Genomic DNA, 12,732 nt, shown 5'->3' with positions numbered 1-12,732 from the left:
TTTCCCAGGCCGGTGGCCGAAAAACACGCCCGAGCATGATCAGTTCCCCCCCCCCCCGAAAACGCAGAAGGCCCTCCCGCCCGATGAGCGGAAGGGCCTTCAAACCACGCGCGATTACTTGCGCTTGGCAGCCTTGCGCACGGCCTTCTTGGCCGGAGCCTTCTTGGCCACGGCCTTCTTCAGCGGTGCAGCCTTCTTGGCGACCGTCTTGCGGGTAGCAGCGACCTTCTTGCCGACAACCTTCTTGGCAGCAGCGGTCTTCTTGCCGACAACCTTCTTGGCAGTGGCGGTCTTCTTGCCGACGACCTTCTTGGCAGCGACGGTCTTCTTGCCGACGACCTTCTTGGCAGCGACGGTCTTCTTGCCGACGACCTTCTTGGCAGCGACAGTCTTCTTGCCGACGACCTTCTTGGCAGCGACGGTCTTCTTGGCCGCAGCCTTCTTGGCGGTAGCGACCTTCTTGCCGACGACCTTCTTGGCGGCCACGGTCTTCTTGGCCACAGCCTTCTTGGCGGTAGCGACCTTCTTGCCGACAACCTTCTTGGCAGCAGCGGTCTTCTTGGCCACAGCCTTCTTGGCGGTCGCAACCTTCTTGGTGGCGGCCTTCTTCACGGTAGCGACCTTCTTGCCGGCAGCCTTGGTGGTCTTCTTGGCAGCAGCAACCTTCTTGGTCACGGTCTTGCCGGCAGCCGCCTTCGTCTTGGCCACTTCCTTCTTCAGGGCAGCAGCTTCGGCCTTGGCGTTCTTCTTGGCCGCTTCCAGCTTCTTCTTGGCGTTGGCAACGGTCTTGCCGACCGACTTGGCAGCCTTCTCGGCCTTCTTGGCAACGGTCTTCTCGACCTTGGCCACGACCTTCTTGGCCTTGGCGACGCGGGTGGTGGCAGCCTTGCGGGCGCGCTTGACGGTCTTCTTGACCGACTTCACTGCGTCTTCGGCGGCGTGGGCGATGGTCTCGCCGACGTTGGTGGCGGTTTCTTTCACGTTCTCGACGGCGTCGGTCACGACCGACACACCATTACCGTTGCTCATGTTGCCCTCCTAGGGGCCTGGATTGTCAAAACGGGGCGATGCTATACCGACAATGGCTATCGTGGAACGGGCACGGCCGGCCAATCGCATCCGGTGCGACGCAACTGGAGTAGGCGATAGCGGCGGCTGACGTGCCCCGCAGTCAGGAAATCCCTTTTTTTAAGCAGTGTGCTGCGCAGCCTGCCTGCTGCTGGCGTGCCGATGCAGGCACTGGCAGCAGCCACACATCCGCGCAGCACTGAGCGTCATCGCAAGGTCGGGATGCGCGGAACTGCGCAAGTGTCGCGGTGTATCAGGGCGCTGCCGGCGTGCCTTGCGGCACTCGCTCGCGGCTGTCGCGAACAGCGTTGTGGTGCGCGCGTCAGCTTTCCGGCGCCTGCGGCGAGGGTCGGATTTTCATGGGGCATTTATCCAGATCGCGACACACTCATTCAGCTTGTTCTACCGTATGCGTCAACGGCCCCAACCTCAGCCTGCGAACCGACTCCCATGCGACCGCTTCCCACCCTGCTTACGCTCGCAATCGCCGCTGCCTTCGGCGGCTTCGTTGCCACCGGCCTCAATGCGCACCTGGACAACCGTGCCGATGCCGCTCCGCTGCCGGCGGTACTGCCCACCTCCGCAGCGCTGCCGGCCGCGGTTGCCGGGCAGGCGGTGCCTTCGCTTGCACCGATGCTGGAAAAGGCGATGCCGGCGGTGGTCAGCGTCAACACCAAGCAGGTGGTGCGGGTACGCAACCCGTTCTTCAACGACCCGTTCTTCCGCCGCCTGTTCCCGGACATCCCGCAGGAGCGGATCAACGAGTCACTCGGTTCGGGCGTCATCATCGATGCCACCGAAGGCCTGGTGCTGACCAACCACCACGTCATCGACAACGCTGATGACGTGCAGGTGACACTGGCCGATGGGCGCACGGTGAAGGCCGAGTTCCTCGGCTCGGACCGCGACACCGACATCGCGCTGATCCGCATTCCGGCGCAGAACCTGACCGACATCAAGCTGGGCAACAGCGACCAGCTGCGGGTGGGCGACTTCGTGGTCGCGATCGGCAATCCGTTCGGTTTCAGCCAGACGGTCACCTCGGGCATCGTCTCGGCGGTGGGCCGCAGTGGCATCCGCGGGCTGGGCTACCAGAACTTCATCCAGACCGATGCATCGATCAACCCCGGCAATTCCGGTGGCGCACTGGTCAACCTGCAGGGCCAGCTGGTGGGCATCAACACCGCCAGCTTCAACCCGCAGGGCAGCATGGCCGGCAACATCGGCCTGGGCCTGGCGATTCCGTCGAACCTGGCCCGCAGCGTGGTGGACCAGCTGGTCAAGCATGGCGTGGTGGTGCGCGGCACGCTGGGCATCGAAAGCCAGAACCTGAGCGCGCAGATCGCGCAGGGCCTGGGCCTGGGCGAAACCCGCGGCGCCCTGGTAACCCGCGTGCTGGCCGGTTCGGCCGGTGCCGCCGCAGGACTGAAGCCGGGCGACGTGGTGGTATCGGCCAACGGCCAGCGCGTGGACAGTGCCGAAGCACTGCACAACGTGGAAGGCCTGGCGGCGGTGGGCAGCGTGCTGACCCTGGACGTTCGCCGCGAAGGCAAGCCGCTGCAGATCAAGGCAACGCTGAAGGAACAGGCGCGCGTGGTCAGCGGCGAGAGCCTGGACCCGCGCCTGACCGGTGCCAGCTTCGTCGACCTGCCCGAGTCGCTGCGTCAGTCTGGCGTGGGCGGCGTGCTGGTCAGCGAGGTCAAGCGCGGCAGCCGCGCCGCGACCAATGGCCTGCAGCAGGGCGACATCATCACCGACGCCACGGTGGGCGAGTTCGCCGACCTGGCCAGCTGGCGCGCCAATTTCCAGCAGCGCCCGCCCACCCTGGTGCTGCGCGTGCTGCGCAACAATGGCCAGCAGCAGGGCCAGTTGGTGATGCGCTGATCGCCTGGCCGTAACGCCCCCTATACCCACGTGATGCTATTGCTGTACGTCCAGGTCGGCCAAGCGCCGATCGCCCGTTCCCCCATCGCAACAGGAGTGATTCGATGAGCCCCACCAATACCGAGAACCTGAAGGACCACCTGGGTGAAGCCGGTTCCCACCTGAAGCAGGCCGCCAGCGCTGCCGGCGGTGCGATCAAGGGCGCTACCGGCGCCGCGACCGACGAACTGCGCATCGGCAAGGCCAACGTCAAGGCTGAACTTTCCGACAGCGCGCTGTCGGGCCTGGCTGCTGCCGAGTTCGGTGGTGCCGCCGCCAAGGAACAGGTCGACGCGCTGATGGACAAGGGCAAGGACCTGATCGACAGCGCTGCTGAGCTGATCCGCGAACGTCCGCTGGCCTCGTTCGGCGTGGCCTTCGCTACCGGCTGGATCATCGCCAAGCTGGCCCGCGGCAGCGACAAGTAAGCTGCGGCGTGAGCGAAGACACCACGCAACGTCCTGATCCGGCGGCCACGCCGCCGTTGGACGAAAGCATCCGCCAGGTCGGCGCAGCCGGCCGGGCGACTGCCGATTCGGCCAAGCACTCACTGCGTTCGCTGCGCCGGTTGGCGTCGGCGGACTTCGCGTTGGCGCGCAGCGCGTTCGGCCGCGCATTGGCCTGGGCCGGCGTCGCCATCGTGTTCGGTGCGTCGGCCTGGCTGTTGCTGGCCGCCACCCTCATCGCCCTGCTGCAGAGCTTCGGCCTGAGCTGGCTGCAGGCCCTGCTGATCACCTCGCTGCTGAGCCTGGCCGTCACCGGCTATGCGATCTGGCGCGTTTCCTACTTCTTCCACCACACTGGCATGCACGCCACCCGGCGTCAGTTGTCCCGGTTGGGCCTGTTCGATGAGCCCACCGATGATGATCCCGATGCAGGCGTGCAGATCCCGGAGGGCAAGCCATGAAGTTCGGTGCACTGCAGCGGCGTGTGAAACGTTGCGAACAGGTGATGGCCGTGCGCCTCGGCGAGACCCAGGACCACTGGAACGTGCTCAGCCAGGTCTGGCGACAGGGCTGGTCGCCACTGCGCATCGTGGTGGTGGGTCTGGCCGGCGGGTTCATCGCCGGCAAGCTGGAGGTTCCGGGCAAGGTCAACGGAGCGCGTTGGCTGCAGATGGTCGGTTCGGTGTCCAGCCTGTTCGCCAGCGCCCAGGCCGCGTTTGCTTCGGTGGTGGCGGCGCAGGCGGCGGAAACCGCAGACGATGCCGCCGACCAGGTGGATGAAGCGGCCGGGCCGCCCCCCGCCGCCGCAGCACGACCGGCAGCACGCCCGGTGGCCGAGCCCGAGCTGCGTGAGCCCCGTCCGGCCGAAGCGGCGACCGAGATGTCCGAACGTTGACGAACCTTACCCGCCGCGTTGATCGCGGCGGGCCGATAATGGGCTTCTCTTTCTGGTCGGTGCGTCGATGAGCGAGTCCCTGTTGTCCCCGTCGTCGCCTGCGCCGGACGAGTCCGCACCCCTGCCGCCGCCCTCGCGCCCACGTGGCCCGATGTCGCTGGTGATCCTGGCGACCCTGGCCGTGGCGTTCACCCTGTGGGCGGCGCAGGACATCATCCTGCCGGTCCTGCTGGCGATGTTCTTCGCCCTGGTCGGCAACCCCATCCTGCGCCTGCTGCAGAAGCTGTGGATTCCGCGCGCGCTCGGCGCCCTGCTGGTGCTGGGCGCCGGCCTGGGCGTGACCGGTGCGTTGGCGGTGCAGCTGATCGGCCCGGCGATGGACTGGGCACAGGAAGCACCGCAGCAGCTGCGCAAGGTTGCGCGCCAGGTGCAGGACCTGACCAAGCCGGTGCAGCAGGCCAACCAGGCCGCAGAGAATTTCGCGCGCGTGGCCGGCGGCGACGGCAACCGCAAGGTGCAGGTGATCCGCACCCAGCTGGACGACCCCTACCGGATGCTCACCCGTGCGCCGCGGCTGGCCGCCTCGGTGCTGGCCGTCGTGCTGCTGACGCTGTTCTTCATGATCTACGGCCAGAGCCTGCAGCGTGCAGCGATCGCCCTGTTCCCGAACCGGCAGCAGCAGCGTTTCACCAGTGACATCCTGCGCTCGATCGAGCATGAGGTGTCGCGCTACGTATTGACCATCAGCGTGATCAACACGGTGGTCGGCCTGCTGTTGGCCGGGGTGCTGATGCTGCTGGGCATCGGCCTGCAGGAGGCGCTGCTGTGGGGAACCGTGGCGGCGCTGCTGAATTTCGCGCCCTATGTCGGCCCGCTGCTCGGCGTCGCGTTGATGCTGCTGATGGGCTTTGTGGAGTTCCGCGACCCGCTTCAGGCACTGCTGCCTGCGGCCGCCTACCTGGCCCTGCATACCCTGGAAGGGCAGCTGGTGACGCCGATCGTGCTTGGCCGGCAGATGAAACTGTCACCGCTGGTGCTGATCCTGGCGCTGATGGTGTTCGGCTGGGCCTGGGGCATGATCGGCCTGCTGCTGGCGGTGCCGCTGCTGGTCTGCATCAAGCTGGTGCTGGCGCGGCTGGACGGCATGCACGGCTGGGCGCGGCTGCTGGAGTGAGGCGCGCTCCATCGACGGGCGTGCGGGGAGAGGAACGGTGGGACGGCGAAGGCTGGCAGAATATGCGCCCGCTTTTTCCCAGGATGGAACCCTTGCCATGTTCTCTTTTGCGCGTCGATGCCTCGCCCTGACCTGCCTGGCCGCCCCCGCCTTCGCCGCGGCCCCGCCCAGTGCGGAAGTGGCCCGCACCCAGCTGGTGGAGGCCATCACCTGCCAGCGCCATCTCACGCCCGAACAGTTCGATGCCATGGCCAAGGTGCTGATGCCCGCCGGGGCCAAGACCAGGGACGAGTACGACGACGGCTACACACTGGCCTCGCCGCTGATGGTGCTTGGCCTGCCGGTGACCCATGTGACCTCCTACGACGGCTCCAGCGGCGAGGATGGCGTGGACAGTTACACGGCGTACTTCGGCAGCGCGGAAATCAGCAAGGTCGCCGCCTTGGCGAAGATGCCGCCGCCGGTGGCCGGTGGCTACCGGCGCGAAGTGGGCAGGCATGACCTGAGCGTCGATCGCGTCGATGGCCAGACCGTCCTGTACTGCTCCTACGACCTGCGCAGCCACTGACGGCGGCAGCGCCTGCCCGCCGCGCGCATGAAAGCCCGCGCGGGCAGGCGTAGAATGGCGGGGTGAAATTCCCTGTCCTTGCCATCACCCTCGACCTCGACGATACGCTGTGGCCGTTCGCTCCGATCGGCGCCCGCATCGACCAGGTCCTGTTCGACTGGATGCGCGAACACAGCCCCGCCACCGCCGCGATGTATCCGGTGGCGGCCATGCGCGAACTGCGCGAGCGCTCGTTCCGCGACAACCCCCACCTGCATTTCGACCTGAGCGCGCTGCGCCGGCTGACGATCCAGGAGGCGCTGGAAAACAGTGGCGCCAGCCTGGATCTTCTGGAACCGGCGTATGAAGTGTTCTACGCCGCGCGCAACCAGGTGGAGTGCTACCCCGATGCGCTGGACGCACTGGCGCGTATCGCCGCGCGGGTGCCGGTGGCCGCGTTGAGCAACGGCAACGCCGATCTGGAACGGATCGGCCTGGCCCATCACTTCAGCTTCCAGTTGGGCGCGCGCGAGCATGGCGCGGCCAAGCCCGAAGCGAGCATTTTCCACGCTGCCTGCGACCGCCTGGGCGTCGCCCCGGCGCAGGTGCTGCACGTGGGCGACCACGTCGAGATGGACGTGGCCGGCGCGATGGCTGCCGGCCTGCGCGGCTGCTGGATCAACCGCGAAGCGGCCACCTGGAACCATCCGCAGCTGCAGCCTGACCTGCAGTTCGACACCCTCACCGGCCTGGCCGATTGGCTCGATGCCAACCTCGACGCCGCCGACGCTGACGCATCCCGGAGTACCTGACGCATGAGCGAGATCACTGGCTTCACCGCCGACACCACCGCCGCACTGCCGCTGCACGTGCTGGACCGCAGCCAGTTCGAGGCGTGGAAGAACAGCCAATCTGCTGCCACCCAGGCGTGGTTGAAGTCGCAGGGCTTCACTGCGGGCGCGCATTCGGTTGCGCTGCTGCCCGGCGCCGATGGCCTGGCTGGCGCGGTGATCGGCGTCGGTGATCGTGCCGATGCCTACAGCTACGCCCATGCACCGCATGCCCTGCCGGAAGGCAGCGTGTGGCAGCTGGCCAGCGAACTGCCGGCCGCCGAGCAGGCGCTGCTGCAGCTGGGCTGGGGCCTGGGCAGCTACCGCTTCGACCGCTACCGCAAGCGCAACCGCGCGCCGGCCCAGCTGGTGGCTGCACCGACCGGCGAAGTGGCCGACCTGATCGCCGCCAGCCTGCGCGTGCGTGACTGGGTCAACACGCCGACCGAAGACATGGGCCCGCAGCAGCTGGAAGACGCCGCGCGTGCCCTGGCTGAAGCGCATGGCGCGCAGGTGGAAGCCATCACCGGCGACGAACTGCTGGCGCAGAACTTCCCGGCCATCCATGCGGTGGGCCGTGCCTCGCACCGTGCGCCGCGGCTGATCGTGCTGCGCTGGGGCAAGGAGACCGACCCGGCGCTGGCACTGGTCGGCAAGGGCGTGTGCTTCGATACCGGCGGCCTGGACATCAAGCCGGCCGATGGCATGCGCAACATGAAAAAGGACATGGGCGGCGCCGCACACGCGCTGGCCCTGGCCGGGCTGGTGATGGCCCAGCAGCTGCCGGTGCGCCTGACCCTGCTGGTACCGGCGGTGGAAAATGCGATCGGCCCGGATGCCTTCCGTCCGGGCGAAGTGATCGCCACCCGCAAGGGCCTGAGCGTGGAGATCGACAACACCGATGCCGAAGGCCGGGTGATCCTGTGCGACGCGCTGACGTTCGCCGGTGAGCAGAAGCCGGACCTGGTGCTGGACTTCGCCACGCTGACCGGCGCGGCACGCATCGCGCTGGGCCCGGACCTGCCGGCGCTGTTCAGCAACGATGACACGCTCGCCCAGCAGTGGCTGCAGGCTGGCGACGCCACCCGTGACCCGGTGTGGCGCATGCCGTTGTGGCGCCCGTACCTGCGTTACCTGAGCAGCGGCATCGCCGACCTGGCCAACGCCGGTTCGCGCATGGCCGGCTCGGTCACCGCCGCGCTGTACCTGGAACGCTTCCTGGAAGACGGACAGCGCTGGGCACATCTGGACGTGTATGCCTGGAACGATGGCGAGCGCCCGGGCCGCCCGGCCGGTGGCGAAGCCCTGGCCCTGCGTTCGGCCTGGACGATGCTGAAGGCACGTTACGGCTGATGGAGCCGCCGGGCATGGCCCGGCGCTGCCCATGCCGGTGGGTGCCGACCTTGGTCGGCACTGCATCACCCTGCAAATCTGACGAAAAATTGAATTTCGGCCCCGGCCGGGTTCTGCGAGGATGGTGTGGTCGCCCACCCACACATCCGTGAAGGCAGGACTCCGACCATGTCGCTCTTCCGCTATACCCGCGCTGGCCAGGAGCCGGGCGCGCCGCGCCGGCATTCGCCCTTGCCCAGGATCGCGCTGATCGCACTGATCCTGGGCATCGTTGCCCTCGCCTTCGCCTGGCTGGCCGGTTGGATCGGCCGCGACCGGCTGACCGCACAGCGCTTCACCGACACCATCGAGGCCACCGGCCCTGCACATCCCGGCTTCCGCCGCGCGCACAGCAAAGGGGTGTGCGTGAGCGGCTGGTTCGAACCCAGCGCACAGGCGCCCACGCTGTCCAGCGCACGGGTGTTCTCGCAGGCGAAGGTTCCGGTGCTGGGCCGGCTGTCGATCGGCGGCGGCGATCCGCACGGCGCCGATGGCAGCGCGCGCGTGCGCAGCATCGCCGTACAGCTGGTGGGCGATGACGGGCAGGAATGGCGGATGGCGATGAACAGCTTCCCGTTCTTCGCCGTGCCCACCGCCGAGGCGTTCTACGAGCAGACCCGCGCGCAGATTCCGGATCCGGCCACCGGCAAGCCCGACCCGCAGAAGATGGCGGCCGTGCTGGCCAGATACCCCAGCGCACAGGCCTTCCAGCAGTGGGCCAAGAGCGCACCGTGGACCAGCAGCTGGGCCAACACCACCTTCAACAGCGTCAACAGTTTCTGGTTCACCAACGCGCAGGGGCAGAAACGCGCGGTGCGCTGGCGCTGGCAGCCGCAGGCGCCGCTGGTGGAGATGGATGCAGAGGCACGCAAGCAGGCCAATGTCGATTTCCTCAGCCAGGAACTGCAGCAGCGCCTGGCCACCGGCCCGGTGCGCTGGAACCTGGTGGTCAGCCTGGCCGCGCCGGGCGATGCCATTGACGATCCCTCGGTGCCGTGGCCGGAATCACGCGAACAGGTGGTGGCCGGCGTGCTCAGCCTCGACCGCATGCAGTCGCAGGAAGAAGGCGCCTGTGGCCAGCTCAACTTCGATCCGCTGATCGTGCCCAGCGGCGTGCGCGGCAGCGACGACCCGATCCTGGCTGCGCGCTCGGCGGTGTATTCGCAGTCGTTCAACCGCCGCGAGCGCGAGCGCGCCAGCGGTGCGGCGGCACAGACGAAGGGGGAAGCACGATGAGTACCGGCAACGGCCACTTCAACCTGCTCGCCCGGGTGCTGCACTGGTCCATGGCGCTGATGATCATCGCCATGCTGTTCATCGGCGTGACCATGGTCGCCTCGCTGCACCTGCGCCCCATGCTGATCGACCTGCACCGGCCGCTGGGTATCGCCATCCTGCTGCTGGCGGTGCTGCGCCTGTACAACCGCCTGCGCCACCGCCCACCGCCGCTGCCAGCGGATCTTCCCGCGTGGCAGGTGCTGGCCGCGAAGGCTTCGCACTGGATGCTGTACGCGTTGATGCTGGCGATGCCGCTGATCGGCTGGGCGATGCTGTCGGCCGGCGGCTACCCGATCGTGCTGGGCGGTGGCCTGCACCTGCCGCCGATCGTGCCGCACACGCCAGCGCTGTACGCCGCGCTGCGCAATGCGCACAGCCTGCTGGCATACGTGTTGTTCGCCACGGTGCTGATGCACGTGGGTGCGGCGCTGTTCCACCTGTGGGTGCGCCGCGATGGCGTGTTCCAGGCGATGGCACGCGGGAAGGATTGAATGGGTTCGCCGGGGGTTCCCGGCTGGTCATTTCCGCGACTGCGGAGGGGTGTCACTTTTCTTTTCGCGCGAAAAGAAAAGTAACCAAAAGAAACGCGCCGCCAGCCGCGAGCCGGCGTGCTTCGCACGCCGGTGCCCTGTGCTCCTCGGTCCGTCGAGGGACGGCGCGGGAACTCGCTGCGCTCAGACACCCGCGCCTCTTCGCCCTCGCCGGACCTGCGGTGCTCGGCTCGCTTGAAGGCGGACCCAACGTCAAAAGCCGCAGCTGCACCCAGTAGATCCACGCCATGCGTGGATGCCTTTGCCGTTGATCTTGACCTTCCATTCCGCCTTCTAGCGAGCCGAGCATCGCAGGGGAATCAGGGGCGAAGAGGCGCCGATGTCTGAGCGCAGCGAGTTCGGCGCCGTCCCCTGATTCACCGAGAAGCGCAGGGTACTGGTGCGCAGCACCGGCTCGCGGCCGGCGGCGTGTTTCTTTTGGTTACTTTTCTTTTCACGCGAAAAGAAAAGTGACGCCCCGCTACAACCACCCCTTCTGCCGTGCCAGCCGATACGCCTCAATCCGGTTGGCCACGCCCAGCTTGCCGATGCATTCGGACAGGTAATTGCGCACCGTGCCGTGCGACAGCCCCAGCTGCTCGGCGATCTCACTGGCGGTGCGGCCCTCGCCTGCCAAGCGCAGTACGCGGCGCTCGCGGTCGGTCAGCGGGTCGGCCTGCGACCACGCATCCAGCGCCAGCTGCGGATCGATCGCACGGATGCCCTGCTTCACCTTGCGCAGTGCCTCGGCCAGGTTCTCGGCCGGTGCATCTTTCAGCAGATAGCCCAGTACACCCGCTTCCAATGCGCGACGCAGGAAACCGGCACGGGCGAAGGTGGTCACGATCACCACCTTGATCGGCAGTTCATGGCGGGCGATGCGCTGGGCCAGTTCCAGCCCGCTCAGCCCCGGCATCTCAATGTCGGTGACCAGGATGTCCGGCTGCAGCTGCTGCAGCATGCGCCAGGCGGCTTCGCCGTCGGCAGCACTGCCCAGTACCTCGATATCCGGTTCCAGGCCCAGCAACGCCGACAATGCGCCACGCACCATCGCCTGATCCTCGGCCAGCAGGATGCGGATCATGCCGCGCCTCCCTGTGCCAGCGATGCCGGCGACAGCGGCGTAGTCGCGGCCACCAGGGGCACGCGCACGGTCAGCAGCGTGCCTTCCCCGCGCGGCGACTGCAGCGTCAACTGGCCACCCAGCGCCGCTGCGCGCTCACGCATGCCACACAATCCGTTGCCCTCGGCCTGCACACCACCACGGCCGTCATCGCGTATCTGCATCACCAACTGTCGGTCCTCAAGCATGAAATCCACCTGCACCCGGGTCGCCTGCGCGTGGCGCACGATGTTGGTCGCCGCCTCGCGCAGCACCAGTGCCAGCCCACGCTCTACCTCCACTGGCATCGGTGGCGGCGGCATGTACTGCAGGTGTACCTGTTGGCATTCCAGCAGCAGGCGTGCCGAGGCCAGCTCGCCGGCCAGGTCGCTGGCGCGGATGCCGGTGACCGCACTGCGTACCTGCGCCAGCGCCTCGCGGGCAATGTCCTCGGCCTCGCCGATTTCCTGCCGGGCACGCGCGTCATCGCGGTCGTACAGCTTACGCGCCAGTTCCAGCTTCAGCGTGATCAATGACAGCGTATGCCCCAGCAGGTCATGCAGATCACGGCCGATGCGCTCGCGCTCGGCGGTGGTCGCCAGGCGCCGCACCTCGTCCTGGGACAGCTGCAGGGCAACGTCGCGCTGATGGCTCAAGGCCTCCACGTTGACCACCAGCCCGACAATGAACGACACCGCCGGCATCCACACCATGGCCTGCCACGGATAACCGAAGTAGAGCGCGGTGCTGCAGAACAGGAGATTCAGGCCAGTGAGCTGCAACAGGTACACCCACCAGCCGCCGCGGCTGCTCATGCGGATCATCACGCAGCCGAACACGAAGTAGCTCAGTCCCGACGGATACCACGGCAGCAGCACCAGGGCCATCGCAATCATGCCCAGCGCGTAGCGCCAGGCGTGGTGCCGTGGCGCCAGCATCACCCTGGCATAGAACAGCAGGAACAACGGATAGCTGGCCAGCGTCAGCAACAACCAGCGCAGCGTGAAGCCATTCCCGAGCACCGGGGTAAGGAAGATCCAGACCGACCACAGCAGGTGGATCGCACCACTCCAGGGCGACTTGCCACGCCGCAGCAGTTCGGCCACCGCCGAATCCGGGGCAGGGCGCAGCAGGGACGCAGGCCAGCTCGGTGGCACGGAAGATTCCAGGCGGGGACGATCGCTGCCGATCATGCCAGTTCAGCCGACCCGGCGCAGGCGCCGACACGCCTGCGCCACCAGTTCATCCACCTGCAGCATCGGCGGCAGGCTGGTGCTCTGCAGCATCACGCCGAGGCCGAGCCGCTGATCGCGCTGCTGCGGATCACCGCCCAGCAGCTCGACCTGGCCGGCGTCGGCACGGCGCAGGCCCAACAGCACGCTGATCGCGGTACTCTTGCCGGCACCGTTGCGGCCCAGCAGGGCCAGTACCTGGCCAGCGCGCACCTGCAGGTCGATGCCGTGCAGGGCGGTATGGTCGCGGTAACGCCCCTGCACCTGCTGCAGGCGGGCCAGCGACGGAGCGATCGTATCCATGGGCGGTACCGG

The 12,732-nt window shown here is 67.5% G+C and carries 13 protein-coding genes and 1 pseudogene; 10 read left to right on the top strand and 4 right to left on the bottom strand.

Annotated features, from left to right (window positions below):
• Positions 1–114: 114 nt before the first annotated feature.
• Positions 115–1,029, bottom strand: a complete 915-nt coding sequence (locus tag BW38_RS01810; RefSeq protein WP_032978297.1) for a hypothetical protein — start codon at positions 1,027–1,029, stop codon at positions 115–117.
• Between the two features lie 489 nt (positions 1,030–1,518).
• Here BW38_RS01810 and BW38_RS01815 point away from each other — a divergent pair, with 489 nt between their 5' ends.
• The 10 genes from BW38_RS01815 to BW38_RS01860 all read left to right on the top strand — a co-directional run bounded on the left by BW38_RS01815 (position 1,519) and on the right by BW38_RS01860 (position 10,044).
• Positions 1,519–2,952 (top strand): Do family serine endopeptidase, encoded by a 1,434-nt coding sequence (locus BW38_RS01815; RefSeq protein ID WP_025878360.1) that lies wholly within the window; start codon positions 1,519–1,521, stop codon positions 2,950–2,952.
• Positions 2,953–3,056: 104 nt separating this feature from the next.
• The gene (locus BW38_RS01820) at positions 3,057–3,419 is read left to right on the top strand and encodes a hypothetical protein (protein ID WP_025878359.1); all 363 of its coding nucleotides are present in this window, start codon (positions 3,057–3,059) and stop codon (positions 3,417–3,419) included.
• An 8-nt stretch (positions 3,420–3,427) separates the two neighbouring features.
• Positions 3,428–3,898 carry a phage holin family protein gene (locus BW38_RS01825; RefSeq protein ID WP_025878358.1) on the top strand — a complete coding sequence of 157 codons (471 nt, stop codon included), beginning with the start codon at positions 3,428–3,430 and terminating at the stop codon, positions 3,896–3,898.
• A complete protein-coding gene (locus BW38_RS01830) occupies positions 3,895–4,332 on the top strand; it encodes a hypothetical protein (protein WP_025878357.1) in 438 nt (145 codons plus the stop codon). Before BW38_RS01825 ends, BW38_RS01830 begins: the two co-directional genes overlap by 4 nt.
• Before the next feature lie 67 nt (positions 4,333–4,399).
• Positions 4,400–5,506: an AI-2E family transporter gene (locus BW38_RS01835; protein ID WP_025878356.1), complete on the top strand. Its 1,107-nt coding sequence runs from the start codon at positions 4,400–4,402 to the stop codon at positions 5,504–5,506.
• A gap of 97 nt (positions 5,507–5,603) precedes the next feature.
• Positions 5,604–6,074, top strand: a complete 471-nt coding sequence (locus BW38_RS01840) for a hypothetical protein (protein ID WP_032978295.1) — start codon at positions 5,604–5,606, stop codon at positions 6,072–6,074.
• A gap of 62 nt (positions 6,075–6,136) precedes the next feature.
• Positions 6,137–6,865 (top strand): HAD-IA family hydrolase, encoded by a 729-nt coding sequence (locus tag BW38_RS01845; RefSeq protein ID WP_025878355.1) that lies wholly within the window; start codon positions 6,137–6,139, stop codon positions 6,863–6,865.
• Positions 6,866–6,868: 3 nt separating this feature from the next.
• Positions 6,869–8,236, top strand: coding sequence for a M17 family metallopeptidase (locus BW38_RS01850; protein ID WP_032978292.1), 1,368 nt, complete (start codon positions 6,869–6,871; stop codon positions 8,234–8,236).
• Between the two features lie 168 nt (positions 8,237–8,404).
• On the top strand, positions 8,405–9,511 hold the full coding sequence (locus tag BW38_RS01855) for a catalase family peroxidase (RefSeq protein ID WP_032978289.1): 1,107 nt from the start codon (positions 8,405–8,407) through the stop codon (positions 9,509–9,511).
• Positions 9,508–10,044 (top strand): cytochrome b, encoded by a 537-nt coding sequence (locus BW38_RS01860; RefSeq protein WP_025878352.1) that lies wholly within the window; start codon positions 9,508–9,510, stop codon positions 10,042–10,044. The genes BW38_RS01855 and BW38_RS01860 overlap by 4 nt, the downstream gene beginning before the upstream one ends.
• A gap of 520 nt (positions 10,045–10,564) precedes the next feature.
• Here the strand turns inward: BW38_RS01860 and BW38_RS01865 are convergent.
• The 3 genes and pseudogenes from BW38_RS01865 to BW38_RS21130 all read right to left on the bottom strand — a co-directional run.
• Entirely contained in the window at positions 10,565–11,167 is a 603-nt protein-coding gene (locus BW38_RS01865) for a response regulator transcription factor (protein ID WP_025878350.1), read from the bottom strand.
• Positions 11,164–12,378: a sensor histidine kinase gene (locus BW38_RS01870; RefSeq protein ID WP_032978362.1), complete on the bottom strand. Its 1,215-nt coding sequence runs from the start codon at positions 12,376–12,378 to the stop codon at positions 11,164–11,166. Before BW38_RS01870 ends, BW38_RS01865 begins: the two co-directional genes overlap by 4 nt.
• A 30-nt stretch (positions 12,379–12,408) precedes the next feature.
• Positions 12,409–12,720, bottom strand: a pseudogene (locus BW38_RS21130) (ATP-binding cassette domain-containing protein); the annotation flags it as partial.
• Positions 12,721–12,732: the final 12 nt, after the last annotated feature.

The sequence above is a fragment of the Stenotrophomonas sp. RIT309 genome (assembly GCF_000632045.1).
GTDB lineage: Bacteria > Pseudomonadota > Gammaproteobacteria > Xanthomonadales > Xanthomonadaceae > Stenotrophomonas > Stenotrophomonas indicatrix.
This window is presented reverse-complemented; position numbering and strand designations above follow the sequence as displayed.

Excerpts from the sequence above, each read along its gene's own strand:
- BW38_RS01810 (WP_032978297.1), bottom strand. The coding sequence starts at position 1,029 with ATGAGCAACGGTAATGGTGTGTCGGTCGTGACCGACGCCGTCGAGAAC.
- BW38_RS01815 (WP_025878360.1), top strand. The coding sequence starts at position 1,519 with ATGCGACCGCTTCCCACCCTGCTTACGCTCGCAATCGCCGCTGCCTTC.
- BW38_RS01820 (WP_025878359.1), top strand. The coding sequence starts at position 3,057 with ATGAGCCCCACCAATACCGAGAACCTGAAGGACCACCTGGGTGAAGCC.
- BW38_RS01830 (WP_025878357.1), top strand. The coding sequence starts at position 3,895 with ATGAAGTTCGGTGCACTGCAGCGGCGTGTGAAACGTTGCGAACAGGTG.
- BW38_RS01835 (WP_025878356.1), top strand. The coding sequence starts at position 4,400 with ATGAGCGAGTCCCTGTTGTCCCCGTCGTCGCCTGCGCCGGACGAGTCC.
- BW38_RS01840 (WP_032978295.1), top strand. The coding sequence starts at position 5,604 with ATGTTCTCTTTTGCGCGTCGATGCCTCGCCCTGACCTGCCTGGCCGCC.
- BW38_RS01850 (WP_032978292.1), top strand. The coding sequence starts at position 6,869 with ATGAGCGAGATCACTGGCTTCACCGCCGACACCACCGCCGCACTGCCG.
- BW38_RS01855 (WP_032978289.1), top strand. The coding sequence starts at position 8,405 with ATGTCGCTCTTCCGCTATACCCGCGCTGGCCAGGAGCCGGGCGCGCCG.
- BW38_RS01860 (WP_025878352.1), top strand. The coding sequence starts at position 9,508 with ATGAGTACCGGCAACGGCCACTTCAACCTGCTCGCCCGGGTGCTGCAC.
- BW38_RS01865 (WP_025878350.1), bottom strand. The coding sequence starts at position 11,167 with ATGATCCGCATCCTGCTGGCCGAGGATCAGGCGATGGTGCGTGGCGCA.
- BW38_RS01870 (WP_032978362.1), bottom strand. The coding sequence starts at position 12,378 with ATGATCGGCAGCGATCGTCCCCGCCTGGAATCTTCCGTGCCACCGAGC.